The following is a 23,666-nucleotide window of genomic DNA, read 5'->3' as shown; positions in this document are numbered from 1 at the left end:
CGTTCGTCGGCTTCAGCGCCGCGCCTGCTTCAGCGTCTCGGCGATGAGGAAGGCCAGCTCCAGCGACTGGTCGGCGTTGAGCCGCGGGTCGCAGTGGGTGTGGTAGCGGTCGCTGAGCCCGGCCTCGGTGATCGGCCGCGCGCCGCCGATGCACTCGGTGACGTTCTGCCCGGTCATCTCGATGTGGATGCCGCCGGGGTGGGTGCCCTCGGCCCTGTGCACCTCGAAGAACTGCCGCACCTCGGCGAGGATGCGCGCGAAGTCGCGGGTCTTGTAGCCGCTGGAGGCCTTGATGGTGTTGCCGTGCATCGGGTCGCAGCTCCACAGTACCTGGCGGCCTTCGCGCTGCACGGTACGGAGCAGCCGCGGCAGGCCGTCGCCGACCTTGTCGGCGCCCATGCGCACGATCAGGTTGAGGCGGCCGGGGTCGTTGTCCGGGTTGAGGATGTCGATCAGGCGCAGCAGTTCCTCGTCGCCCATGCTCGGCCCGACCTTCACGCCGATGGGGTTGCCCACCCCGCGCAGCAGCTCGACGTGGGCGCCGTCCAGCTGGCGGGTGCGGTCGCCGATCCAGAGCATGTGCGCCGAGCAGTCGTACCAGCCGCCGGTGAGGCTGTCGCGGCGGATGAAGGCTTCCTCGTAGTTCAGCAGCAGCGCCTCGTGGGCGGTGAAGAAGCTCACCTCGCGCAGTTGCGGCGCGCCGTCCAGGCCGCAGGCGCGCATGAAGGCGAGGGTCTCGTCGATGCGCCCGGCGAGCTGGCTGTACTTCTCCGCCAGGGCCGAGTTGGCGATGAAGTCGAGGTTCCACTGGTGCACCTCGTGCAGGTCGGCGAAGCCGCCCTGGGCGAAGGCGCGCAGCAGGTTGAGGGTGGCGGTGGACTGGTGGTAGGCCTGCAGCAGGCGCTGCGGGTCCGGCACGCGGTTGGCCTCGTCGAAGCCGATGCCGTTGACGATGTCGCCGCGGTAGGCCGGCAGGGTCATCTCGCCCACGGTTTCCTCGCCGGAGGAGCGCGGCTTGGCGAACTGCCCGGCCATGCGCCCGACCTTCACCACCGGGCAGCCGGCGGCGAAGGTCATGACCACCGCCATCTGCAGCAGCACCTTGAAGGTGTCGCGGATCTTCGCCGCGGAGAACTCGGCGAAGCTCTCGGCGCAGTCGCCGCCCTGCAGCAGGAAGGCGCGCCCGGCGGTGACCTCGGCGAACTGCCGGCGCAACTCGCGGGCCTCGCCGGCGAACACCAGCGGCGGGTAGCTGGCGAGGGTCTGCTCGACCTGCTGCAGGCGCGCGGCGTCGGGGTAGGCGGGTTGCTGCTGGATGGGGCGGCTTCTCCAGCTGTCGGGGCTCCAGGTCTGGCTCATCGGGGGCTCGCGGGGCAATGGCGGGTATCGGCCCATGGTAACACCGGGCGGGGCCTCCTTCAGCGGGGCCGGGCTGGTATCCTTCGCTTTCCATGAGCCCGCGGCCGTCGCCGTCCTTGCCCTGCGGAGAACCCCGCGTGTACCAGAGCCCGACTTCGAATCCCCGTCCGTATCGCCGGCCCAGCGCCGGCGCCCGTGGCCATGGCCGGGGGCGCCGGGCATGAGCGAGGACCTGCTGATAGCCGAGGAGCGCGATGCCTACGGGGTGATCCGCGTGGTGGAGCAGGGCGGCTACCGCTACCTGGAGTTCGGCGAGGAGGTGGAGCAGAGCTGCGTGCGCATCGGCGACCCGGCCTGGCTGGAGTACGACTATTCCCGTGCCATGCTGCTGGGCGCGCTGTGCCACCCGGCGCCGCGCCGCGCGCTGTTCCTCGGCTTCGGCGCCGGCAGCCTGACCCAGGCCTGCCTGAAGCACCTGGCGCTGGACGAGGCGGAGGCCGTCGAGCTGCGCCCGTCGATCCCGCGCCTGGCCCGCGAGCACCTGGGCCTGGTGGACGAGCCGCGCCTGCGGCTGCGCATCGGCGACGCGGTGGAGGAGCTGGGCGACTGCGAGCCGGCCGACCTGATCTTCCTCGACCTCTACACCGACACCGGCCCCGCCCCGGCGCACCTGGGCTGGGACTTCCTCGGCGCCTGCCGCGACAAGCTGCGCCCCGGCGGCTGGCTGATCATCAACCAGTGGAGTACCGACGACGGCCGGCCCCTGGGCGCGGCCCTGCTGCGCGGGCGCTTCCACCGCCACTACCTGGAATGCCCGGTGCCGGAAGGCAACGTGATCGTCTTCGTTCCCGCCGACGTCGAGCAGAGCCTGGAGCCGCGCGGGCTGAAGAAACGCGCCAGGGCCCTGCAGGGCGACCTGGGCTACGACCTGGGCACCTACATCGACGCGCTGCGCCCCGCGCAGTAGCGGCGGGGCGCCGGCTCAGGGGATCTGGTAGCTGAGCGTCAGGTTGAGCCGCGGGCTGCGCTCGTCGTTGTCGATGGCGCGGTCGGCGAACGGCTTGGCCACTTCCACCCCCAGCACGTACTGCCTGCGGTTGGAGAAGCGCACCCCGATGGCGCCGGAGCCGAGCCTGGCGCCGGGCAGGCCATCGGCGTTGTACCAGGTGCGCGCGCCGTCGATGACGAAGTAGGGCTGCAACTGGTTCATCCACCTGTTCTGCCAGAGGAAGGCGTAGTTCACCTCGTAGGAGGCGCCCCAGCCCTTGTCGCCGGTGGCCTGGTCGTCCGGGTAGCCGCGGCCGAAGTTGGCGCCGCCGTAGGTGACCTGCTCGGAGTCCGGCAGGCTGTCGTGGGCCCACTGGAAGCTGGCGTTGGCCACGCCCTGCAGCCGCTCGCCGAACTGGTTCTGCTGGGCGCCGAAGCCGAGCACGCGGGTGAAGTCCTTGCGCGCCGGCGCCGTGCTCTGCGCGTCGAAGGCGTTCAGGCCCTTGTAGAGGGCCAGGCTGCCGGCGCGCACCTGCTTCTCGCCGAACTGCTGGACCAGGGTATCGACGCCCACCACGCGCAACTTGTTGCGCAGCTTCACGCTGTAGGGGGTGGCCGGCGCCACCAGGTCGTAGCGGCTGCTGTCGTCCACCGTGTAGGCGCGCAGGTTGACGTCCCAGGTCAGGTCGCGGCGCAGCAGCACGGGGATGCCCAGGCCGGCGCTGAGCCGTTCGTTCTCGCGCTTGCGCGCATATTGCAGCGGGCCGACCGCCACGCGGTCCTCGAGGCTGGCGTTGTAGTGGCTGTAGCCGGCCATCAGCTGCAGGCCGTTGTCGCCCAGCAACTGGCTGTAGTTCCAGGCGCGGTAGTACTCCCTGTCGTCGCCGGGCGGGTAGAGGTAGCTGAACTGCAGCTGCTCGCCCCGGCCCAGCAGCGAGGCCAGGGTGGCGTTGAACAGCCCGCGCGGGTTGCCGTGGCGCGAGTCGAAGTCGACGCCGGTGGTGACGACCTCGTGCTTGCCGAGCATCTCCAGCACGGCGCCGCCGTCGGTGGTGGTCGGCGGGTTGAGGACCATGTTCATCTGCAGGCCGGGCACCCGGCTCATCAGCACGCTGAAGCGCTCGAAGCTGGCGCGGGTCAGCGGCCGCTCCGCCTTCAGGCGCTCGATCCAGCGCGCCACGCGGGCCTGGTGCACACCGAGGTCGCCGGCGCTGCGCACCTCGCTCAGGTGGCCCTCGACCAGCATGATGCGCCCGACGCCGCCGTTGAAGTCCTGGTTGGGCACGTAGGCGAAGGAAATGACGAAGCCGTCGTCCTGGTAGCGCCGGGTGATGGCCTTGGCCGCCGCCACCAGCTCGCCGATCCTGATCTCGCGGCGGGTCAGCGGTTCCAGCAGGGGCTTCCAGGTGGCGATGGGGTAGTGGCCGCCGCCGGCGACCTCGATGCGCCGCAGGCGGATGCGCCGTTCCAGCAGTTGCTGCGGCTGCGCGGCCGCCGGGGTGCTGACCCGCGGCGCCTGCGGGCGCACGTCGCCGCCGGGCAGGTTGGGCCTGGGCAGGCTTTGTTCGATGTCGGAACCGGGCAGTTGGATGGGGCGGTCGGCCCAGGCTAGGGGGCTGGCTAACAACAGCGTTACTACGGCTAGCTTGCGCATGGCTTCTCCCTGAAGCCGTTAAATGAAAGGGCGAAGGGCCGTTGCCGACCCTTCGCCGTTCGCTTTGGCGGGCTTGCCGTCAGTTTCCGGACTTGCCGCCCAGGCTGCCGGTCACGCCGCCGAGCAGGCCACCCACGGTGCCCAGGGTGCCGCCGAGCAGGCCGTTGTTGCTGGCCAGGCCGTTGCTGCCGACGCCTGTCGCGACTCCGCTGGTGAGGCCACTGGTGACGCCGCCCAGGGTGCCGGTGACGCCGGAGAGCAGGCCGCCGACCGGGTTGCTGCCGCCAGTGGTGCCGCCCAGGGCGCCGGTGACGCCGGAAAGCAGGCCGCCAACCGGGTTGCTGCTGCCGGTGGCGCCGCCCAGGGTGCCGGTGACGCCGGAAAGCAGGCCGCCAACCGGGTTGCTGCTGCCGGTGGCGCCGCCCAGGGTGCCGGTGACGCCGGAGAGCAGGCCGCCGACCGGGTTGCTGCCGCCAGTGGCGCCGCCCAGTACGCCGGTGACGCCGGAGAGCAGCCCGCCGATCGGGTTGCTGGGGCTGCTGCCGGCCGGTGCCTTGACCAGCCCGCCCGTCGCGCTCACGGCCTCGCCGACGTTGGTCACGACGCTGCCGACCGGCGCGAGGACCGGCGTGGTGCTGCCGAGCTGGGTGCCGACCTGGCCCACCAGGCCGCCGACCGTGGTCACCAGGTTGTTCACCGGGGCGCCCAGGCCAGTGGCCGCGCCGACCTGCTGGGTCACGCCCTCGACCTGGCCGACCAGGCCCGCGGTGGTGCCGCTGAGCTGCTTGGTCAGCGGGCTGAGCGGGCCGGTGGTGACGGCGCCGCTGAGGGAGTCGCCGAGCATGCTGATCTGCCCGCCGACGCCGTCGACCACGCCGCCCAGGGCAGTGGTCACCGGTTTCAGCGGAGTGTTGGCGCCTACCGCGGCGACGGTGCCGCCCAGGTCGCTGACCGCATTGCCGACGCTGCTCACCGTGCCGGTGGCGCCGGCCACCGTGGTGCCCAGGGCGTTGGGGTTGCTGCCGAGCTGGCCGACGCCGTTGGTGATGCCGCTGCCCAGGCTGTTCACGCCCTGGCCGACGTCCTGGATGACGCTGCCGGCGCCTTCGGTCACGCCGCTGCCGACCACCGGCAGGCCCACGCCCTTGACCACGCTGCCGACGCCGTTGACGGTGTCGCCCAGCGAGCTGACCGCTTCGCCGGTGTTGCTGAGGATGGTGCTGGTGGTGCTGGGGTTGGTGCCGCCGGTGCTTCCGCCGTTGTTACCGCCGTCGCCACCGTTGTTGCCACCGGTTCCTCCATTACCGCCGGTGCCGCCGTCGCCACCGCTGCCGGTACCGCCGGAACCGTTGCCGTCGCCGCCGCTACCCGAGCCGCCGTTGCCGGCGCCCTGGTCGGAGCCGCTTCCGGAACTGGCGACACTGCTGTGATGGCCGCCCTTGCTGCTGCAACCCTGCAGCGACATGGCAACGACCAGGAGAGACAACGCGAATACACGAATGGGACTAGACATCTGGGGCTCCTCCCTGAAGGGCTCTGGTGTTCAGGAGAAGCCTCGGTCCGCCGTCGGCAAGAGTACTTCCACTGATTGCCGGCACAGTTTCAGTACTTGCGGGAGGGGGCGAAATTGCATCTTGTATATAGTCGTTTGTTATAGGCATCCCGTTGATTGGACTGAAACTTCAGCAGAATTGCTGGCCTTTTGACTTCAATCTAGTCCTTTCGATATAGCGCTTTACCCGGGGCTTCGAAGGCGTGCCAAGCGGTGCGACGGGGCGCCACGGCTAGTTGCCGGAGAAGTGGCCTTCGCGCTTTTCCAGCAGCGACTGCAGGCCTTCCCGGGCGTCCTCGCTGGCGAGCAGGGCCTTGAGTTGCTGCGGCAACTCGCGGATGGCCAGCGCCGGGCCCTGTTCCTGGGCGCGGCGCGCCGAGGCCAGGGTGGCGCGCACGGCCAGCGGGGCGCGACGGGCGATGCGCGCGGCCAGCTTCAGGGCCTCGGGCAGCAGCTCCTCGGGCGGGTGGATTTCCTGCACCAGGCCCAGGCGCCAGGCCTCGTGGGCGTCGAACTCGTCGCCGCTGAGCAGCCAGCGCATGGCGTTGCCCCAGCCGGCGACCTGCGGCAGGCGCAGGGTGGCGCCGCCCAGCGGCAGCAGGCCGCGGCGCACCTCCATCTGGGCGAAGCGGGCGTTGCTGGCGCACAGGCAGATGTCCGCCGCCAGCATCAGCTCGATGCCGATGGTGTAGCAGTAGCCCTGCACGGCGACCAGCAGCGGCTTGCTCAGCCGCGGCCCGCCCAGGGTGCCCCAGGGGTCGACCGCGCCGGCCGGCAGTTGCCAGCCGTCGTGCAGGCGCTGGCTGACGTCGGCCAGGTCGAGGCCGGCGCTGAAGTGTTCGCCGTGGGCGACGATCAGCGCGCAGCGCAGGTCGTCGTCGCGTTCGTACCCGCCCAGGGCCAGCATCAGCTCGTCGAGCATGCGCTGGTCGAAGGCGTTGCGCTTTTCCGGCCGGTTCAGGCCCAGCAGCAGGAGATGACCACGGCGCGTGACGGTGACGCGGGGTTCGCTGGTAGGGTTCACGGCGCGTGCTCCTGGCAGGTGGGCCCTGCTCGGTATAGACGGCGGGTGGCCGATTGTGCAAGTCTTGACCGTTCGGCCAGCGGCGGCGGAAAAGCCACACATCGACGGCGTTTTTCCGGTATGATGCGCGCCGGCCTGTTACGGCCCCGTTCGGGACCGCATCTTTCAGAGCCTGCACGCTCTGGCTGTGCGTCCGCTTCCGCGGACTTCCTTGACGTATTCTTCCAACAGTTCAGTTCGCAAATCCCCGCTTCCAGCTGCCTGGGTGACTTCTACTGTCGTACAGGGCATGCGCAGCTCGGCCATTGGGTCTTTGCGGATGTATTTAGAGGCAAAACCCATGACCCAGGAAACCGGCGGCTTCGCCGCGCTCGGCATTCATCCCAATATTCTGGCGGCCATCGCCGCGGTCGGCTACGAAGAGCCTTCGCCCATCCAGGCCCAGTCGATCCCGGTGATCCTCGAAGGCCACGACATGATCGGCCAGGCCCAGACCGGCACCGGCAAGACCGCCGCCTTCGCCCTGCCGCTGCTGTCGCAGATCGAGCCGGCCCGCCGCGAGCCCCAGGTGCTGATCCTGGTGCCGACCCGCGAACTGGCCCTGCAGGTGGCCACCGCCTGCGAAACCTACTCCAAGCAGATGCCCGGCGTCGGCGTGGTAGCCGTCTACGGTGGCGCGCCCATGGGCCCGCAGCTCAAGGCCCTGCGCCAGGGCGCCCAGGTCCTGGTGGCCACCCCCGGGCGCCTGTGCGACCACCTGCGCCGCGACGAGAACCTGCTGGCCACCGTCGAGCGCCTGGTGCTGGACGAGGCCGACGAGATGCTCAAGCTCGGCTTCATGGACGACCTGGAAGTGATCTTCGAGGCCATGCCGTCCAGCCGCCAGACCGTGCTGTTCTCCGCGACTCTGCCGGCCTCGATCCGCAGCATCGCCGAGCGCCACCTGAAGGAACCCAAGCACGTCCGCATCGCCGCCAAGACCCAGACCGTGGCGCGCATCGAGCAGGCGCACCTGATGGTCCATGCCGACCAGAAGCCCGCCTCCATCCTGCGCCTGCTGGAAGTCGAGCAGTTCGACGCGCTGATCGGCTTCGTACGCACCAAGCAGGCCACCCTGGACATCGCCGAGCTGCTCGAGCGCCAGGGCTACCGCGCCGCCGCGCTCAACGGCGACATGCCGCAGGCCCAGCGCGAGCGCGTCATCGAGTCGCTGAAAGACGGCTCGCTGGACATCGTCATCGCCACCGACGTGGCCGCCCGCGGCCTGGACGTGTCGCGCATCACCCACGTGCTGAACATCGACATGCCGTACGACCCCGAGTCCTACGTGCACCGTATCGGCCGTACCGGCCGCGCCGGCCGCGAAGGCCGCGCGCTGCTGCTGGTGACCCCGCGCGAGCGGCGCATGCTGCAGGTGATCGAGCGCGTCACCGGGCAGAAGGTCGGCGAAGTGCGCCTGCCCGACGCCGACACCGTGCTGGAAGCGCGCCTGGCGCGCCTGGCCTCCAGCCTGCAGCCGCTGCTGGAAACCGCGGTCGCCAACCGTGGCGCCGTGCGCGACGAGCTGTGCCGCCGCCTGGGCACCGACGTCGAGACCCTCGCCGCGGTGCTGCTGGCCAAGCTCACCGAAGGCAAGGCCCTGGACCTGGAGTCGGTGCGCCGCGAGCAGCCGCTGACCCCGGCCGCCCCGCGCGAGCGCAGCGACCGTTACGAACGTAGCGAGCGCGGTGAGCGCAGCGATCGTGGCGAACGTTCCGGCGAGCGCCGCCCGATGGCCGCCCCGGCCGAAGGCAAGGCCCGCTGCCGCACCGCCCTGGGCGCGCGCGACGGCGTGGCGGCGAAGAACCTGCTGGGCGCCATCCTCAACGAGGGCGGCCTGTCCCGCGAGGCCATCGGCCGCATCCAGATCCGCGAGACCTTCAGCCTGATCGAGCTGCCGGAAGACGGCCTGGAGCGCCTGCTGGGCAAGCTCAAGGACACCCGCGTCGCCGGCAAGGCCCTGCGCCTGCGCCGCTACCGCGAGGATTGATCCGCGCGCCACGCGCGCCGCGATCCGATGAAAACGCCGCAGCCGGGTGACCGGGTGCGGCGTTTTTCCTTGTGCGGTGGTTGGGAGCAGCCACGAGGTCCCCTGTAGGAGCGCGCCCTGCGCGCGATTCGCGGATAAGATCCGCTCCTACGCTGCCACACCCGCGCCATTCCCATGTAGGAGCGCGCCCTGCGCGCGAAATCGCGGGCAGGGCCCGCTCCTACAGGTTGCCGGGAGACACGGTATTCCTCCCCCGGAGCGGACTTTGTCCGCGATAGCTCGACGCCATGTGGTTGCCATGTAGGAGCGCGCCCTGCGCGCGAATCGCGGGCAGGGCCCGCTCCTACGGTTTGCTGTGAGGCGTGGGATTCCCGCCCGCCTGCTCAGTCCTCTTCCAGCGGCCCCATCGCCGTGGTGTTGAAGCCGCCGTCGACGTAGAGGATTTCGCCGCTGATGCCGCTGGCCAGGTCGGAGCAGAGGAAGGCCGCGGCGTTGCCGACTTCCTCGATGGTCACGTTGCGCCGCAGCGGCGTCTGCCGTTCGCTGGCGGCGAGCATGCGGCGGAAGCTCCTGATGCCGGAGGCCGCCAGGGTGCGGATCGGCCCGGCGGAGACCGCGTTGACCCGCGTGCCTTCCGGGCCGAGGCTGGCGGCCAGGTAGCGCACGCCGGCCTCCAGGCTGGCCTTGGCCATGCCCATCACGTTGTAGTTGGGCAGGGTGCGCTCGGCGCCCAGGTAGGAGAGGGTGAGCAGGGCGCCGTTGCGGCCCTGCATCATCCCGCGGCCGGCCTTGGCCAGGGCCACGAAGCTGTAGGCGCTGATGTCGTGGGCGATGCGGAAGCCGTCGCGGCTGGTGACGGCGGTGAAGTCGCCGTCGAGCTGGTCGCCCGGGGCGAAGCCCACCGAGTGGACGATGATGTCCAGGCCGTCCCAGTGCCTGCCCAGCTCGCGGAACACCGCCTCGATGTCGGCGTCGCTGGCCAGGTCGCAGGGGAAGCACAGCCCGGGGCCGGAGCCCCAGCCGGCGGCGAATTCCTCGACGCGGCCCCTGAGCTTGTCGTTCTGGTAGGTGAAGGCCAGCTCGGCGCCTTCGCGGTGCATCGCCGCGGCGATGCCCGAGGCGATGGAGAGTTTGCTGGCGACGCCGACGATCAGCGCGCGCTTGCCGGTGAGAAAGCCCATGGTGCTCCGCCTCCCGTGCGGGTCATGCCTGGCTGGTGGCCGCCGGGACCATGAACGCGGCTTCCAGCAGCTGTTGGGTGTAGGGGTGCTTCGGCGCGGCGAAGATCGCCTCGGCCGGGCCCTGTTCCACCACCTTGCCCTGGCGGATGACCATCAGCTGGTGGCTGAGCGCCTTGACCACCGCCAGGTCGTGGCTGATGAACAGGTAGCTGAGGTTGTACTTGGCCTGCAGCTGGCGCAGCAGGTCGACCACCTGGCGCTGCACCGAGCGGTCCAGCGCCGAGGTCGGCTCGTCCAGCAGGATCAGCGCCGGCTTGAGCACCAGGGCGCGGGCGATGGCGATGCGCTGGCGCTGGCCGCCGGAGAATTCGTGGGGGTAGCGGTGGCGCGTCTCCGGGTCCAGGCCGACCTCCAGCAGCGCGTCGATGATCCGCTGCTGCTGCTGCTCGCGTTCGTCGCAGATGCCGTGGATCTCCAGGCCCTCGCCGACGATCTGGCCCACCGACAGGCGCGGGCTGAGGCTGCCGTACGGGTCCTGGAAGACCACCTGCATCTCGCGGCGCAGCGGGCGTACCTCGGCCTGGTTCAGGGTGTCCAGGGCGTTGCCCTCGAAGCGGATGGCGCCGCGGCTGTCGATCAGCCGCAGGATGGCCAGGCCCAGGGTGGACTTGCCCGAGCCGCTTTCGCCGACGATGCCCAGGGTGTGCCCGCGCGGCAGGCTGAAGTCGATGCCGTCCACCGCCTTGATGTGGTCCACGGTGCGGCGGAACACGCCCTTCTTGATCGGGAACCACACGCGCAGGTCCTGCACGCTCAGCAGCTCCGCGCCCGGCGGGTTGGCCGCCGGCGCGCCGCTGGGCTCGGCGCCGAGCAGCTCGCGGGTGTAGGGGTGCTGCGGGGCCTGGAACAATTGTTCGCAGTCGGCCTGCTCGACGATCCTGCCCTGCTGCATCACGCACACGCGGTGGGCGATGCGCCGCACCAGGTTGAGGTCGTGGGTGATCAGCAGCAGCGCCATGCCCAGGCGCGCCTGCAGTTCGCCCAGCAGGTCGAGGATCTTCAGCTGCACGGTGACGTCCAGCGCCGTGGTCGGCTCGTCGGCGATCAGCAGCTCCGGCTCGTTGGCCAGGGCCATGGCGATCATCACCCGCTGCCGCTGGCCGCCGGAAAGCTCGTGGGGGTAGGCCTTCAGGCGCGTGGCCGGGTCGGGGATACCGACCAAGTCGAGCAGTTCGAGGATGCGCGTGCGCGCCGCCTGGCCCTGCAGGCCCTTGTGCAGGGCGAGCACTTCGCCGATCTGCTTCTCCACGGTGTGCAGCGGGTTGAGCGAGGTCATGGGCTCCTGGAAGACCATGGCGATGCGGTTGCCGCGGATGCCGCGCAGCTTGCGTTCCGGCGCCTTGAGCAGGTCCAGCCCGGCGTAGCGCACGCTGCCGCTGGGGTGGCTGGCGGTGGGGTAGGGCAGCAGGCGCAGGATGGAGTTGGCGGTCACCGACTTGCCCGAGCCGCTTTCGCCGACCAGGGCGAGGGTCTCGCCGCGGCGGATGTCGAAGCTGACCTTGTCCACGGCATGGACGCATTCCTCGCCGCAGGCGAAGTCGACGGAAAGGTCGCGGACTTCGACCAGGTTGTCGTGGCTCATCTCACTTCCTCGGGTCGAAGGCATCGCGGGCGGCCTCGCCGATGAACACCAGCAGGCTGAGCATCAGCGCCAGCACCACGAAGGCGCTGATGCCCAGCCACGGCGCCTGCAGGTTGGACTTGCCCTGGGCGACCAGCTCGCCGAGCGACGGCGAGCCGGCGGGCAGGCCGAAGCCGAGGAAGTCCAGGGAGGTCAGGGTGGCGATGGCGCCGGTCAGGATGAACGGCATGAAGGTCAGGGTGGAGATCATCGCGTTGGGCAGGATGTGGCGGAACATGATCTTGCCGTTCTTCATGCCCAGGGCGCGGGCCGCGCGCACGTACTCCAGGTTGCGGCCGCGGAGGAACTCGGCGCGCACCACGTCCACCAGGCTCATCCAGGAGAACAGCAGCATGATGCCCAGCAGCCACCAGAAGTTCGGCTGCACGAAGCTGGCGAGGATGATCAGCAGGTAGAGCACCGGCAGGCCCGACCAGATTTCCAGGAAGCGCTGGCCGAGCAGGTCGACCCAGCCGCCGTAGAAGCCCTGCAGGGCGCCCACCAGCACGCCGATCAGCGAGCTGAGCAGAGTCAGCACCAGGGCGAACAGCACCGAGACGCGGAAGCCGTAGATCACCCGGGCCAGCACGTCGCGGGCCTGGTCGTCGGTGCCCAGCAGGTTCTCCCGGCTCGGCGCCGAGGGCACCGGCACGCGCAGGTCGTAGTTGATGGAGTCGTAGCTGTAGGCGATCGGCGGCCAGAGCACCCAGGCGTCCTTCTCGGCCAGCTGCTGGCGCATGTAGGGCGCCTTGTAGTTGCCTTCCAGGGGGAACTCGCCGCCGAACACGGTCTCCGGGTAGCGCTTGAACACCGGGAAGTACCACTGGCCGTCGTAGCGGATCGCCAGCGGCTTGTCGTTGGCGATCAGCTCGGCGCCCAGGCTGAGCACGAACAGCGCGAGGAACAGCCACAGCGACCACCAACCGCGCTTGTTGGCCTTGAAGCGCGCCCAGCGGCGCTGGTTCATCGGGGACAGGCGCATCGCTTACTCCCGGTTCTCGAAGTCGATGCGCGGATCGACGAGGGTGTAGAGGACGTCGCTGACCAGCTTCATGATCAGGCCGAACAGCGTGAAGATGAACAGGGTGCCGAACACCACCGGGTAGTCGCGGTTGAGCGCCGACTCGAAGCTGAGCAGGCCCAGGCCGTCGAGGGAGAAGATCACCTCGATCAGCAGCGAGCCGGTGAAGAACACCCCCAGCAGCGCCGAGGGCAGGCCGGCGATGATCAGCAGCATGGCGTTGCGGAACACGTGGCCGTAGAGCACCTGGCGCTCGGTCAGGCCCTTGGCGCGGGCGGTGACCACGTATTGCTTGCCGATCTCGTCGAGGAAGCTGTTCTTGGTCAGCAGGGTGATGGTGGCGAAGTTGCCGATGACCAGGGCGGTGATCGGCAGGGCCAGGTGCCAGAAGTAGTCCTTGACCTTGCCGAAGGTGCTCAGTTCGTCGAAGTCGTTGGAGGTCAGCCCGCGCAACGGGAACCAGTCCCAGTAGCTGCCGCCGGCGAACAGCACCACCAGCAGGATGGCGAAGAGGAAGGCGGGGATGGCGTAGCCGATGATGATCGCCGAACTGGTCCAGATGTCGAACTGGCTGCCGTTGCGCACCGCCTTGGCGATGCCCAGGGGGATGGACACCAGGTACATGATCAGGGTGCTCCACAGCCCCAGGGAGATGGACACCGGCAGCTTCTCGATGATCAGGTCGGTGACCTTGGCGTCGCGGAAGAAGCTGGTGCCGAAGTCCAGGTGCACGTAGTTCCTGAGCATGATCCAGAAGCGCTCGGGCGCCGGCTTGTCGAAGCCGTACATGCGCTCGATCTCCTTCACCAGCTCCGGGTCCAGGCCCTGGCCGCCGCGGTAGTGCGAGCCGCCGGAGGAGGCCAGTTCGCCGCCGGAGCCGGCGATGCGCCCGGTGGCCCCGCCGGCGGCGGCGTTGACGCCTTCGAGCTTGGCGATCATCTGGTCCACCGGCCCGCCGGGGGCGGCCTGGATGATGATGAAGTTGATCAGCAGGATGCCGAACAGCGTCGGTACTATCAGCAGCAGGCGGCGCAGGATGTAGGCGAGCATCAGGGGGTCTCCGGCGCCTGGGTCACGGCCTGGGTCGGCTCGGCCTTGCCGCGGGCCTGCCACCAGGTCATCAGCGCGTAGCTGTAGGGCGGCAGCTTCGCGGGGTGGGCGATGCGGTTCCAGTAGGCCAGGCGCCAGGTGTCCAGGTACCAGTTGGGCACCACGTAGTGGCCCCACTGCAGGGCGCGGTCCAGGGCGCGGGCGTGGCGCACCAGGGCTTCGCGGGAATCGGCCTTGATCAGGCCGTCCACCAGGGCGTCGATGGCTGGGTCGCGCAGGCCGATGAAGTTGCGGCTGCCGGGGTTGTCGGAGCTGGCCGAATGCCAGAACTCGCGCTGTTCGTTGCCCGGCGAGTTGGACTGCGGCCAGCTGGCGACCATCATGTCGAAGTCCCGCGAGCGCAGGCGGTTGATGTACTGGGAGATGTCCACCACGCGGATCTGCATGTCGATGCCCAGCTCGGCGAGGTTGCGCTTGTAGGGCAGCAGCACGCGCAGGAAGTCGGCCTGGACCAGCATGAACTCGAAGCTCAGCGGCTTGCCGTCGGGGCCGACCATGCGGTCGTCGACGATCCTGTAGCCGGCCTCCAGCAGCAGCTTGTAGGCCTTGCGCTTCTGCTCGCGGATGATGCCGCTGCCGTCGCTGACCGGCGGCTCGTAGACGCGCTCGAAGACCTGCGGCGGCAACTGGCCGCGCAGCGGTTCGAGGATCGCCAGCTCCTGGGCGTCGGGCAGTTCGTGGGCGGCCATCTCGGAGTTCTCGAAGAAGCTGCGGTCACGCTTGTAGGAGCCGAAGAACAGCTGCTTGTTGGTCCACTCGAAGTCGAACAGCAGGCTGATGGCCTCGCGCACCCGCGCGTCCTGGAACACCGGGCGGCGGATGTTGAAGGCGAAGCCCTGCATGCCCCAGGGGTTGTCGTTGTGCAACTCCTGGCGGACGATGCGGCCGTCGCGCACCGCCGGCGAGTCGTAGGCGGTGGCCCAGTTCTTCGCGATGCGCTCCTCGTTGAAGTCGAACTGCCCGGCCTTGAAGGCCTCCAGGGCCACGGTCAGGTCGCGGTAGGAGTCCACCACCACGGCGTCGAAGTTGTTGAAGCCGCGGTTCACCGGCAGGTCCCTGGCCCAGTAGTCCTTGACCCGCTCGTAGCGGATCGAGCGGCCCGGGTCGACCTTGGCGACGCGGTAGGGGCCGCTGCCCAGCGGCGGCTCCAGGCTGGTCTTGGCGAAGTCGCGGCTGGCCCACCAGTGCTTGGGCAGGATCTGCAGCTGGCCGAGGATCAGCGGCAGCTCGCGGTTGCCCGGGCGCTTGAAGTCGAAGCGCACGCGCAGCTTGTCCTCGGCCACCACCTTGTCGACGTCCGCGTAGTAGTTGCGGTACATCGGGTCGCCCTGCTTGACCAGGGTCTGGAAGGTGAACACCACGTCCTCGGCGGTGACCGGCGTGCCGTCCTGGAAGCGTGCCTGCGGGCGCAGGTAGAAGCGCACGAAGCGCTGCCCGGGGTCCTTCTCGATCTTCTCGGCGAGCAGGCCGTATTCGGTGAAGGGCTCGTCCAGGGAATGGAAGGTCAGGGTGTCGTAGACCAGGCTGATCTGCGAGGCCGGGTTGCCCTTGGGGATGAACGGGTTGAGGCTGTCGAAGCCGCCGGTGTCGGAGAGCCGCAGGGTGCCGCCCTTGGGCGCGTCGGGGTTGACGAAGTCGAAGTGGCGGTAGTCGGCCGGGTATTTCGGCGCCTCGTCGTAGAGGGTGATGGCATGTTGCGGCGCGGCCTGCAGGCCGGCGCCCAGGCCGAGCAGGCCGAGCAGGAGGAGGGCGCGCAGCTTCATCGACGGCGCTCCGCCGCCGTTCCGGTGGTGGGAGCGGGTGCGGGGCGAGGGGCGCTGGTCGACAGTCTGGGCATGGTCTGCTCGTAGGTCCGTTCGGGCTGGCATCGTTTGTACTGGTTGCGGCCCGTCCCGTGCAAGGGGGCGGGCCCCGGGAAGTCTGGCGGAGCGCCGGCGCCGCCGGCTTTTCGACAGGCATTCCAGGCGGTCACGGTAACAGCTTGTATTGCGGGGAAAAAGCTCGGGCCGGAAGCTTAGGCCGTGCCTTGGGGGGAAAGTTGCCGGGGCGGGGGCGGCTCCGCGCTCGGCGCCGAGGGGGATGTGGCCGAGGTCAAGCGGCGGATAACGCCGTAGGCGTTATGCGCCCTACGCCAGGCATGGACGTAGGGCGAATAACCGTTCGCGGTTATCCGCCGTTACACCGTGGAATCAACGGCTGGCGGTGTCGAGGTAGAGCGTCAGGGTCTGCCCGGGCTTAAGCGCGTGGGCGCTGCTGCGCGGGTTCCAGCGCTTGATGTGCTGCATCTCGACGTTGAAGCGCTTGGCGATCAGGTACATGGAATCGCCCTGCTTGACCTTGTAGTAGGTCGCCGCTTCCTGCGCCTGCTGCCTGGCCTTGCCGCTGGCGCCGCTGCGGGCCGCCAACTGGGTGGCGCCTTGCAGCTTGAGCACCTGGCCGGGCTTGACGCCGTGGCTGTCCAGGCCGTTCCAGCGCTTCAGGTCGTCGACGCCGACGCCGGTGGCGCGGGCGATCTGCCAGAGGTTGTCGCCGCGCTTGACCTTGTAGCTGCGGGTGGCGTTGGCCAGGCTGGGCGCCTTGGGCGCGTCGGCCCTGGCCACCTGGCGCGCGGGCTCCAGTTCCGGCATGCGGCTGCCCTTGGCGGGGATCAGCAGCGCCTGGCCGTTGCGCAGGCGGTTGGAGCTCAGGCGGTTGCTGCTCTTGAGCTCGGCCACGGTGATGCCGTGCCTGGCCGCGATGCTGCGCAGGCTGTCGCCGCGGCGCACCTTGTACTGCTTCCAGCTCACCAGGTCCTGGGGCTGCAGGGAGGCGAGGCCGGCCTTGAGCCGCTCGACCTTCTCCTTGGGCACCAGTAGCTGCTGCGGGCCGTCCATGGTGATACGGCGCTTGAAGGCCGGGTTGAGCAGGTACAGCTCGTCCTCGTCGAGTTCGGCCAGCGCCGCGACGCGCGACAGGTCCAGGCCGGGCTTGACCTTCACTGCGGCGAAGTAGGATTCGTTGGCGATGGGGTTGAGGTTGATGCCGTAGGCTTCCGGCGACATCACCAGCTGCGACAGGGCCAGCAGCTTGGGCACGTAGTCCTGGGTTTCCTGGGGCAGCGGCAGGTTCCAGTAGTCGGTCGGCAGGCCGAGCTTCTGGTTGCGCTCGATGGCGCGGCTGACGGTGCCTTCGCCGGCGTTGTAGGCGGCCAGGGCCAGCAGCCAGTCGCCGTTGAACATGTCGTGCAGGCGGTTCAGGTAGGTCAGCGCCGCGTTGGTCGAGGCCTTGATGTCGCGGCGGCCGTCGTACCAGCTGGTCTGGCGCAGGTTGAAGTGGGTGCCGGTGGTGGGGATGAACTGCCACAGGCCCACCGCCTGGGCGCGGGACACGGCGAGGGGGTTGTAGGCGCTCTCGATCATCGGCAGCAGCGCCAGTTCCAGCGGCATCTGCCGCTCTTCCAGGCGCTCCACCACGTAGTGCATGTAGGGGCTGCCGCGCTCGGAGGCCTGCTCGATGAAGGCCTGGTTGCTGACGAACCACAGGCGCTGGCGTTCGATGCGCGGGTTGGTGTCGGTGGCGTCGGCCTGCAGCTGGAAGCCGTGGCGCATGCGCTGCCAGATGTCGCTGTCGGCGTAGGCCGGGTTGAACTGTACGTCCACCGCGCGGCTGGCGGGGCGGTAGGTCAGGGCGTCCTGGTCGGTGCCGCTGTGCTGGCTGGTCTGGCAGCCGGCGAGGGCGCCGGCGCCGAGCAGGACGGAGACTCGTATGGCACGAGCCAATGCGTCTAGATCGCTGGTCTTACTGGTCTTTGGCGGCATTGGCGGATGACTTTGTCCAGGGTAAAAATTTCGGGGATTCTAGAAACCGCGCCGGACGTGGTCAAGATTTCGCCAGACCTCAGAATTTATCTTTCCATTGCCGAATGACCGCAAAAACCTCTGCGGGGCTGGCTGTCGGCCCGCCGTTCCGCTCGTCGGCGGCTTTTTTCACGCTGCTTTCCGAGGTGCGCAGGAAGGGGTTGGTGGCCCGTTCCAGGGCGATGGTCGAGGGCAGGCTGATGCGGCCCTGCTCGCGCCAGGCGGCGACCTCGTCGAAGCGCGCGGCCAGCTCGGCGTTGCCGGGCTCCACCGCGCGGGCGAAGCGCAGGTTGCCCAGGGTGTACTCGTGGGCGCAGTACACGCCGGTGGCGCCCGGCAGCGCGGCGAGGCGGCCCAGGGAGGCGTGCATCTGCGCCGGGGTGCCCTCGAACAGGCGGCCGCAGCCGCCGGCGAACAGGGTGTCGCCACAGAACAGCAGGGGCGCGTCGGTGTCGGCGTGGTAGTAGGCGATGTGCCCGAGGGTGTGGCCGGGCACCTCGATCACCTCGAAGTCCAGGCCCAGCACCTGGACCTGGTCGCCGCCCTGCAGCGCCTGGTCGATGGCCGGGATGCGCTCGCCGGCCGGGCCCAGCACGCGGGCGCCGCTGGTCTGTTTCAGGCGCGCCACGCCGCCGACGTGGTCCTGGTGGTGGTGGGTGACCAGGATGGTGGCCAGGCGCCAGCCCGGGTGCGCGGCCAGCCAGGCCTCGACCGGCGCGGCGTCGCCCGGGTCGACCACCGCGCAGGTCTGCGTGGTCACATCCTGCAACAGCCAGATGTAGTTATCGGAAAAGGCGGGCAGCGCGTCGATCTGTATCATGGCCGGATGTCGCTAAGCGGAATAGGTTGGCGCATAGTAGTGCGAATGTGCCGTCCTGTGTTCGCCGAAGGGCGTCGCCCGCCTTCCCGGCGGCGGCAGCCAACCTGTTTCAGGGGGTGGTGAGAATGGAACGAGAAGCCTTCGCCCAGGCCGATGCCGACTGGCTGGAGCTGATCGCCGAGGCGCGCGACTGGTTCGCCGGGCCGCTGGGCGCGATGATGCTGGCCGAGGAGCAGCGCCTGCTCTGCGACGAGCTGCAGCGCTACTTCGGCGGCTACCTGGTGCACTACGGCCCGCACGCCGAGCTGCCGGAGAGCACCGGCAACATCCAGCGCGGCGTGCGCCTGGGGCCGCCGCTGCCGGGCGTGGAGATCGCCTGCGACGAATGCGCCTGGCCGCTGGGCGAGCACGCCGCCGACGTGGTGCTGCTGCAGCACGGCCTGGACTTCTGCCTGTCGCCGCACCGCCTGCTGCGCGAGGCCGCGCGCAGCGTGCGGCCCGGCGGGCACCTGCTGGTGATCGGCGTCAACCCGCGCAGCGCCTGGGGCCTGCGGCACCATTTCGCCTCCGACGGCCTGGGCCGGGCGCGCTGCATTTCCCCCGGGCGGGTGTGCGACTGGCTCAACCTGCTGGGCTTCGCGCTGGAGAAACGCCGCTTCGGGTGCTATCGTCCGCCGCTTGCCTCGGCTGCCTGGCAGGCGCGTCTGCAACGCCTGGAGAGCTGGGACAAGGGCCTGAAGGGCACCGGCGCCGGCTTCTACCTGCTGGTGGCGCGCAAGCTGGTGGTCGGCCTGCGGCCGTTGCGCCAGGCCCGCCGCGAGGCCCGCGGCCAACTGGTGCCGCTGCCGGTGGCCAAGGTCAGCCGGCGGGATTCCGAAATCTAGCGACGGCCCTCGCCAGTCCCTCGTGCCACCTTCCCGGGGCGGGACGCCGCGGGCCGTACTGAAGGTGATATGAGCGAAGAAGAGAAGGTCGTCATCTATACCGACGGCGCCTGCAAGGGCAACCCCGGCCGCGGTGGCTGGGGCGCTGTGCTGTTCTACAAGGGCGCCGAGCGCGAACTCTGGGGCGGCGAGCCGGAGACCACCAACAACCGCATGGAGCTGACGGCGGCCATCATGGCCCTGGCGGCGCTCAAGCGGCCCTGCGAGATCCGCCTGGTCACCGACTCCGAGTACGTGATGAAAGGCATCAAGGAATGGCTGCCGAACTGGAAGAAGCGCGGCTGGAAGACCGCCGCCAAGCAGCCGGTGAAGAATGCCGACCTGTGGCAGGCGCTGGACGAGCAGGTCAACCGGCATAATGTCGAATGGCAGTGGGTGCGCGGCCACACCGGGCACCCCGGCAACGAGCGCGCCGACATGCTCGCCAACCGTGGCGTCGCCGAACTGCCGCGCTGAAATTGCAACGGGCGCCCGCGGGCGCCTCCCTAGTCAAAGCAACAAGGTCACGAAATGCGCAGCGTCGTACTGGATACCGAAACCACCGGCATGCCGGTCACCGATGGCCACCGGATCATCGAGATCGGCTGCGTCGAGCTGGAAGGCCGCCGCCTCACCGGCCGCCACTTCCACGTCTACCTGCAGCCCGACCGCGAGATCGACGAAGGCGCCATCGCGGTCCACGGCATCACCAACGAGTTCGTCAAGGACAAGCCGCGCTTCCGCGAGGTGGCCGACGAGTTCTTCGAGTTCATCACCGGCGCCCAGTTGATCATCCACAACGCGGCGTTCGACATCGGCTTCATCAACAACGAGTTCGCCCTGCTGGGGCAGAGCGAGCGCGCCGACGTCGCCGAGTACTGCTCGGTGCTCGACACCCTGATGATGGCCCGCGAGCGCCACCCGGGGCAGCGCAACAACCTCGACGCCCTGTGCAAGCGCTACGGCGTCGACAACTCCGGCCGCGACCTGCACGGCGCACTGCTCGACGCCGAGATCCTCGCCGACGTCTACCTGGCGATGACCGGTGGCCAGACCAGCCTGTCGCTGGCCGGCCAGGGCGCCGAGGGCGACGGCAGCGGCCGCCCGCAGGCCAGCCCGATCCGCCGCCTGGCGGCCGGCCGCGCGCTGACCCGGGTGATCCGCGCCAGCGAAGAGGAACGGGCGGCCCACGCCGCGCGCCTCGCCGCGGTGGAAAAGTCCGCCGGCGCCCCCTCGCTGTGGGCGCAACTGGAAGCCCCTGAGGCGTAGGGCGAATAACCGTTCGCGGTTATCCGCCGCCTGACCTTGGCCCGGGGCGCCGCGGTTTCGAACCCGGAGCCCCTGTCTCGGGCGCTCCGGTCCCGACCTGCGGACCCGGGCACATCGGCGTACAACCACGAACGGTTGTACGCCCCACGTCGCTTTCAATCCTCCGCCGCCCACCCCCGGGTGCGCTCCACCGCCTTCTTCCAGCCCGCATACAGCCGCTCGCGCTCGGCCGCCTCGCACTGGGGCTGGAACACCCGCTCGATCACCGCCTTGCCCTTCAGCTCGTCCAGGCTCCGCCAGAAGCCGCTGGCCAGCCCCGCCAGCACGGCGGCGCCCAGGGCCGTGGTCTCGCGCATCTGCGGGCGTTCCACCGGGGTGCCGAGGATGTCGGCCTGGAACTGCATGAGGAAGTTGTTGGCCACCGCGCCGCCGTCCACGCGCAGGGCGCGCAGCGGCTCGCCGGCGTCCTGCTGCATGGCGTCGAGCACGTCGCGGGTCTGGTAGGCGATGGATTCCAGGGTGGCGCGGATCAGGTGGTCGGCCTTGACCCCGCGGGTCAGGCCGAACAGCGCGCCGCGGGCGTACGGGTCCCAGTAGGGCGCGCCCAGGCCGGTGAAGGCCGGCACCAGGTAGACGCCGTTGCTGTCCTTGACCTTGCTGGCGAAGTACTCGGAGTCGTGGGCGTCGTTTATCACCTTCAGCTCGTCGCGCAGCCACTGCACCGTGGAGCCGCCATTGAACACCGCGCCTTCCAGGGCGTACTGCGGCTCGCCGCGGGGCCCGCAGGCGATGGTGGTGAGCAGGCCGTGGGTGGACTTCACCGCCTTGGCGCCGGTGTGCATCAGCAGGAAGCAGCCGGTGCCGTAGGTGTTCTTCGCCTGGCCGGGCTCCACGCAGAGCTGGCCGAACAGCGCGGCCTGCTGGTCGCCGGCGATCCCGGCGATGGGCGTGCGGTGCACGCCCAGGCCGCCGACCCTGGCGTGGCCGAACACCCCGGAGGAAGCCTGGACCTTCGGCAGCATGGCCCGGGGGATGTCCAGGGCGGCCAGCAGGCGGTCGTCCCAGTCGCGCTTGTGGATGTCGAACAGCAGGGTGCGCGAGGCGTTGGTGTAGTCGGTGACGTGCACCTCGCCCTCGGTGAGCTTCCACACCAGCCAGCTGTCCACGGTGCCGAACAGCAGTTCGCCGCGGCGGGCGCGCTCGCGGGCGCCGTCGACCTGGTCGAGGATCCACTTCAGCTTGGTGCCGGAGAAGTAGGGGTCGATGACCAGCCCGGTGGTGTCGCGGATGTAGGGCTCCAGGCCGTCGGCGCGCAGCTGCTCGCAGATGCCCGCGCTGCGCCGGCACTGCCAGACGATGGCGTTGTGGATCGGCCGGCCGGTGGCCTTGTCCCATACCACCGTGGTCTCGCGCTGGTTGGTGATGCCGATGGCGGCCACCTCGCCGAAGCCGATGCTGGCCTGGGCCAGGGCCTCGACCAGGGTGGAGCTCTGGGTGGCCCAGATTTCCATGGGGTCGTGCTCGACCCAGCCGGCCTGGGGGTAGATCTGCGCGAACTCGCGCTGCGCCACGCTGACCACGTTGGCGTCGCGGTCGAAGATGATGGCGCGGGAGCTGGTGGTGCCCTGGTCGAGGGCGACGATGTATTTCTTGTTCTGGCTGTCGGTCATGACGTTGGCCTTGTGCTGCATCCGGCAGAGCCCGGGTCGTCTGCGACCTTAGGCCATTCCGCGCGCCGGGTGAAGGGCCGTGCGCGCAGGCGGCGGTGGCGGATTCGGCCGCCTGCCCTTGCTATGCTTGGGCATCGTTCACGGACAGAGCCCGGACCGTCATGACCCCCGCCATCGACCTGCTGAAGAAGGCCCGCGCCGAGCACCGCGTGCTGAGCTACGAACACGACCCCAAGGCGCCGTCCTACGGCCTGGAAGCTGCCGAGAAGCTCGGCCTGGAGCCGGCGCGGGTGTTCAAGACGCTGCTCGCCGCCACCGAGAAGGGCGAGCTGCTGGTGGCCGTGGTGCCGGTGGCCGGCAGCCTCGACCTGAAGGCCCTGGCCCACGCCGCCGGGGCCAAGAAGGCCGACATGGCCGACCCCGGCGCCGCCCAGCGCGCCACCGGCTACCTGGTCGGCGGCATCAGCCCGCTGGGGCAGAAGAAGCGCCTGCGCACCTTCATCGACGAGTCCGCCCGGCAGTACCCGAGCATCCACGTCAGCGCCGGGCGCCGCGGCCTGGAGGTGGAGCTGAGCGCCGAGACCCTGGCCGGCCTGACCGCGGCCAGCTTCGCCGCCATCGGCCGGGCCTGAGGGCGCGACTGTGCCGATGCGAAAGTCGCACACTGTATAGCAGCGCCGAGCGTTCGGGGCGGCATGCTGGAACCCCACTCAAAGGAGAACGCCATGCAGCTCGAATTCCACCAGGTCGATGCCTTCACCCGCCGTCCGTTCGCCGGCAACCCGGCGATGGTCTACCGCCTGGATGCCTGGCTGGCCGACGAGCTGATGCAGAACATCGCCGCCGAGCACAACCTGTCCGAGACCGCCTTCCTGGTCCGCGAGGCCGATGGCTGGCGCATCCGCTGGTTCACCCCGACGGCCGAGGTGCCGCTGTGCGGCCACGCCACCCTGGCCAGCGCCCACGTGCTGTTCGAGGTGTTCGGCGAGCCGGGCGAGCGCCTGGAGCTGAACTCGCTGTCCGGCCCGCTGCGGGTGTACCGCGAGGACCAGCGCCTGGCCCTGGACTTCCCGGCGCAGCCGCCCCGCGAGGCGGGCAGCACCGTGGAGCTGGAGCAGGCCCTGGGCCTGCCGGTGGTCGACGCGCTCAGCACCACGGCGCACCTGATGGTGCTGCTGGAGTCGGAGGAAGCGGTGCGCGCCTGCAAGCCGGACTTCGTCGCCCTGGCCCGGCTGCCGTACCTGGGGGTGATCGTCACCGCGCGGGGGGAGGGCGACCACGACTTCGTCTCGCGCTTCTTCGCCCCGGCCATCGGCATCAACGAGGACCCAGTGACCGGCGCCGCCCACTGCTGCCTGATTCCCTACTGGTCGCAGCGCCTGAGCAAGCTGCAGATGCGCGCCTTGCAGTGCTCGGCCCGCGGCGGCGAGCTGTGGTGCCGGCTGGAGGGCGACCGCGTGCGCATCGCCGGCCAGGCGCGGCTGGTGGCGAGCGGGCGGCTGGTGATCTGAAGCACGCCGCCATGCCATGGGTGGGGTAACTACGTTGCA

19 protein-coding genes are annotated in these 23,666 nt (G+C 69.8%); 7 read left to right on the top strand and 12 right to left on the bottom strand.

Annotation, left to right across the window (positions count from 1 at the left end; translation table 11 throughout):
- Positions 1–12 precede the first annotated feature (12 nt).
- Positions 13–1,359: a class II 3-deoxy-7-phosphoheptulonate synthase gene (locus tag CHC02_RS13870; protein ID WP_089392035.1), complete on the bottom strand. Its 1,347-nt coding sequence runs from the start codon at positions 1,357–1,359 to the stop codon at positions 13–15.
- 220 nt (positions 1,360–1,579) lie between these two features.
- Here CHC02_RS13870 and CHC02_RS13865 point away from each other — a divergent pair, with 220 nt between their 5' ends.
- Complete coding sequence (locus tag CHC02_RS13865) at positions 1,580–2,326, top strand: spermidine synthase (protein WP_089392034.1); 747 nt, start codon at positions 1,580–1,582, stop codon at positions 2,324–2,326.
- A 15-nt stretch (positions 2,327–2,341) separates the two neighbouring features.
- On the opposite strand, the gene CHC02_RS13860 is transcribed toward CHC02_RS13865, so the two are convergent.
- The 3 genes from CHC02_RS13860 to CHC02_RS13850 all read right to left on the bottom strand — a co-directional run bounded on the left by CHC02_RS13860 (position 2,342) and on the right by CHC02_RS13850 (position 6,576).
- On the bottom strand, positions 2,342–4,000 hold the full coding sequence (locus tag CHC02_RS13860; RefSeq protein ID WP_089392033.1) for a ShlB/FhaC/HecB family hemolysin secretion/activation protein: 1,659 nt from the start codon (positions 3,998–4,000) through the stop codon (positions 2,342–2,344).
- Positions 4,001–4,079: 79 nt separating this feature from the next.
- Entirely contained in the window at positions 4,080–5,513 is a 1,434-nt protein-coding gene (locus CHC02_RS13855; RefSeq protein ID WP_089392032.1) for a collagen-like triple helix repeat-containing protein, read from the bottom strand.
- 271 nt (positions 5,514–5,784) lie between these two features.
- Positions 5,785–6,576 (bottom strand): crotonase/enoyl-CoA hydratase family protein, encoded by a 792-nt coding sequence (locus CHC02_RS13850; RefSeq protein WP_089392031.1) that lies wholly within the window; start codon positions 6,574–6,576, stop codon positions 5,785–5,787.
- A gap of 340 nt (positions 6,577–6,916) precedes the next feature.
- Here CHC02_RS13850 and CHC02_RS13845 point away from each other — a divergent pair, with 340 nt between their 5' ends.
- Positions 6,917–8,605, top strand: coding sequence for a DEAD/DEAH box helicase (locus CHC02_RS13845; RefSeq protein WP_089392030.1), 1,689 nt, complete (start codon positions 6,917–6,919; stop codon positions 8,603–8,605).
- Between the two features lie 383 nt (positions 8,606–8,988).
- On the opposite strand, the gene fabI is transcribed toward CHC02_RS13845, so the two are convergent.
- From fabI to gloB, 7 genes are all read right to left on the bottom strand, one after another.
- Positions 8,989–9,786: an enoyl-ACP reductase FabI gene (fabI, locus tag CHC02_RS13840; RefSeq protein ID WP_089392029.1), complete on the bottom strand. Its 798-nt coding sequence runs from the start codon at positions 9,784–9,786 to the stop codon at positions 8,989–8,991.
- A gap of 22 nt (positions 9,787–9,808) precedes the next feature.
- Positions 9,809–11,428: an ABC transporter ATP-binding protein gene (locus CHC02_RS13835; RefSeq protein WP_089392028.1), complete on the bottom strand. Its 1,620-nt coding sequence runs from the start codon at positions 11,426–11,428 to the stop codon at positions 9,809–9,811.
- A 1-nt stretch (position 11,429) separates the two neighbouring features.
- Positions 11,430–12,449: an ABC transporter permease gene (locus CHC02_RS13830; protein ID WP_089392027.1), complete on the bottom strand. Its 1,020-nt coding sequence runs from the start codon at positions 12,447–12,449 to the stop codon at positions 11,430–11,432.
- Positions 12,450–12,452: 3 nt separating this feature from the next.
- Positions 12,453–13,538: a microcin C ABC transporter permease YejB gene (locus CHC02_RS13825; RefSeq protein WP_089392026.1), complete on the bottom strand. Its 1,086-nt coding sequence runs from the start codon at positions 13,536–13,538 to the stop codon at positions 12,453–12,455.
- Positions 13,538–15,361 (bottom strand): extracellular solute-binding protein, encoded by a 1,824-nt coding sequence (locus CHC02_RS13820; RefSeq protein WP_089392025.1) that lies wholly within the window; start codon positions 15,359–15,361, stop codon positions 13,538–13,540. Before CHC02_RS13820 ends, CHC02_RS13825 begins: the two co-directional genes overlap by 1 nt.
- A gap of 426 nt (positions 15,362–15,787) precedes the next feature.
- Positions 15,788–17,395 carry a LysM peptidoglycan-binding domain-containing protein gene (locus CHC02_RS13815; protein WP_089392024.1) on the bottom strand — a complete coding sequence of 536 codons (1,608 nt, stop codon included), beginning with the start codon at positions 17,393–17,395 and terminating at the stop codon, positions 15,788–15,790.
- A gap of 79 nt (positions 17,396–17,474) precedes the next feature.
- Positions 17,475–18,254 (bottom strand): hydroxyacylglutathione hydrolase, encoded by a 780-nt coding sequence (gene gloB, locus CHC02_RS13810; RefSeq protein WP_089392023.1) that lies wholly within the window; start codon positions 18,252–18,254, stop codon positions 17,475–17,477.
- A 125-nt stretch (positions 18,255–18,379) separates the two neighbouring features.
- Between gloB and CHC02_RS13805 the strand changes: the two genes are divergently transcribed.
- The 3 genes from CHC02_RS13805 to dnaQ all read left to right on the top strand — a co-directional run bounded on the left by CHC02_RS13805 (position 18,380) and on the right by dnaQ (position 20,446).
- Positions 18,380–19,138, top strand: a complete 759-nt coding sequence (locus CHC02_RS13805) for a class I SAM-dependent methyltransferase (RefSeq protein ID WP_089392022.1) — start codon at positions 18,380–18,382, stop codon at positions 19,136–19,138.
- 69 nt (positions 19,139–19,207) lie between these two features.
- A complete protein-coding gene (gene rnhA / locus CHC02_RS13800) occupies positions 19,208–19,654 on the top strand; it encodes a ribonuclease HI (protein WP_089392021.1) in 447 nt (148 codons plus the stop codon).
- A gap of 54 nt (positions 19,655–19,708) precedes the next feature.
- On the top strand, positions 19,709–20,446 hold the full coding sequence (gene dnaQ, locus CHC02_RS13795; RefSeq protein WP_089392020.1) for a DNA polymerase III subunit epsilon: 738 nt from the start codon (positions 19,709–19,711) through the stop codon (positions 20,444–20,446).
- A gap of 155 nt (positions 20,447–20,601) precedes the next feature.
- Here dnaQ and glpK read toward each other — a convergent pair whose 3' ends face one another.
- Complete coding sequence (glpK, locus tag CHC02_RS13790; protein WP_089392061.1) at positions 20,602–22,116, bottom strand: glycerol kinase GlpK; 1,515 nt, start codon at positions 22,114–22,116, stop codon at positions 20,602–20,604.
- Positions 22,117–22,277: 161 nt separating this feature from the next.
- Here glpK and ybaK point away from each other — a divergent pair, with 161 nt between their 5' ends.
- Complete coding sequence (gene ybaK, locus CHC02_RS13785; RefSeq protein ID WP_089392019.1) at positions 22,278–22,748, top strand: Cys-tRNA(Pro) deacylase; 471 nt, start codon at positions 22,278–22,280, stop codon at positions 22,746–22,748.
- Positions 22,749–22,841: 93 nt separating this feature from the next.
- The gene (locus CHC02_RS13780) at positions 22,842–23,627 is read left to right on the top strand and encodes a PhzF family phenazine biosynthesis protein (protein ID WP_089392018.1); all 786 of its coding nucleotides are present in this window, start codon (positions 22,842–22,844) and stop codon (positions 23,625–23,627) included.
- The last annotated feature ends 39 nt before the right edge of the window (positions 23,628–23,666 follow it).

This window comes from Pseudomonas delhiensis, from assembly GCF_900187975.1.
Taxonomy (GTDB): domain Bacteria; phylum Pseudomonadota; class Gammaproteobacteria; order Pseudomonadales; family Pseudomonadaceae; genus Pseudomonas; species Pseudomonas delhiensis.
This window is presented reverse-complemented; position numbering and strand designations above follow the sequence as displayed.

Coding starts and splice junctions, on each gene's coding strand:
- CHC02_RS13820 (WP_089392025.1), bottom strand. CDS start 15,361: ATGAAGCTGCGCGCCCTCCTCCTGCTCGGCCTGCTCGGCCTGGGCGCC.
- CHC02_RS13825 (WP_089392026.1), bottom strand. CDS start 13,538: ATGCTCGCCTACATCCTGCGCCGCCTGCTGCTGATAGTACCGACGCTG.
- CHC02_RS13855 (WP_089392032.1), bottom strand. CDS start 5,513: ATGTCTAGTCCCATTCGTGTATTCGCGTTGTCTCTCCTGGTCGTTGCC.
- CHC02_RS13870 (WP_089392035.1), bottom strand. CDS start 1,359: ATGAGCCAGACCTGGAGCCCCGACAGCTGGAGAAGCCGCCCCATCCAG.
- CHC02_RS13860 (WP_089392033.1), bottom strand. CDS start 4,000: ATGCGCAAGCTAGCCGTAGTAACGCTGTTGTTAGCCAGCCCCCTAGCC.
- fabI (WP_089392029.1), bottom strand. CDS start 9,786: ATGGGCTTTCTCACCGGCAAGCGCGCGCTGATCGTCGGCGTCGCCAGC.
- CHC02_RS13815 (WP_089392024.1), bottom strand. CDS start 17,395: ATGCCGCCAAAGACCAGTAAGACCAGCGATCTAGACGCATTGGCTCGT.
- CHC02_RS13780 (WP_089392018.1), top strand. CDS start 22,842: ATGCAGCTCGAATTCCACCAGGTCGATGCCTTCACCCGCCGTCCGTTC.
- CHC02_RS13835 (WP_089392028.1), bottom strand. CDS start 11,428: ATGAGCCACGACAACCTGGTCGAAGTCCGCGACCTTTCCGTCGACTTC.
- glpK (WP_089392061.1), bottom strand. CDS start 22,116: ATGACCGACAGCCAGAACAAGAAATACATCGTCGCCCTCGACCAGGGC.
- rnhA (WP_089392021.1), top strand. CDS start 19,208: ATGAGCGAAGAAGAGAAGGTCGTCATCTATACCGACGGCGCCTGCAAG.
- CHC02_RS13865 (WP_089392034.1), top strand. CDS start 1,580: ATGAGCGAGGACCTGCTGATAGCCGAGGAGCGCGATGCCTACGGGGTG.
- gloB (WP_089392023.1), bottom strand. CDS start 18,254: ATGATACAGATCGACGCGCTGCCCGCCTTTTCCGATAACTACATCTGG.
- CHC02_RS13805 (WP_089392022.1), top strand. CDS start 18,380: ATGGAACGAGAAGCCTTCGCCCAGGCCGATGCCGACTGGCTGGAGCTG.
- CHC02_RS13830 (WP_089392027.1), bottom strand. CDS start 12,449: ATGCGCCTGTCCCCGATGAACCAGCGCCGCTGGGCGCGCTTCAAGGCC.
- dnaQ (WP_089392020.1), top strand. CDS start 19,709: ATGCGCAGCGTCGTACTGGATACCGAAACCACCGGCATGCCGGTCACC.
- CHC02_RS13845 (WP_089392030.1), top strand. CDS start 6,917: ATGACCCAGGAAACCGGCGGCTTCGCCGCGCTCGGCATTCATCCCAAT.
- ybaK (WP_089392019.1), top strand. CDS start 22,278: ATGACCCCCGCCATCGACCTGCTGAAGAAGGCCCGCGCCGAGCACCGC.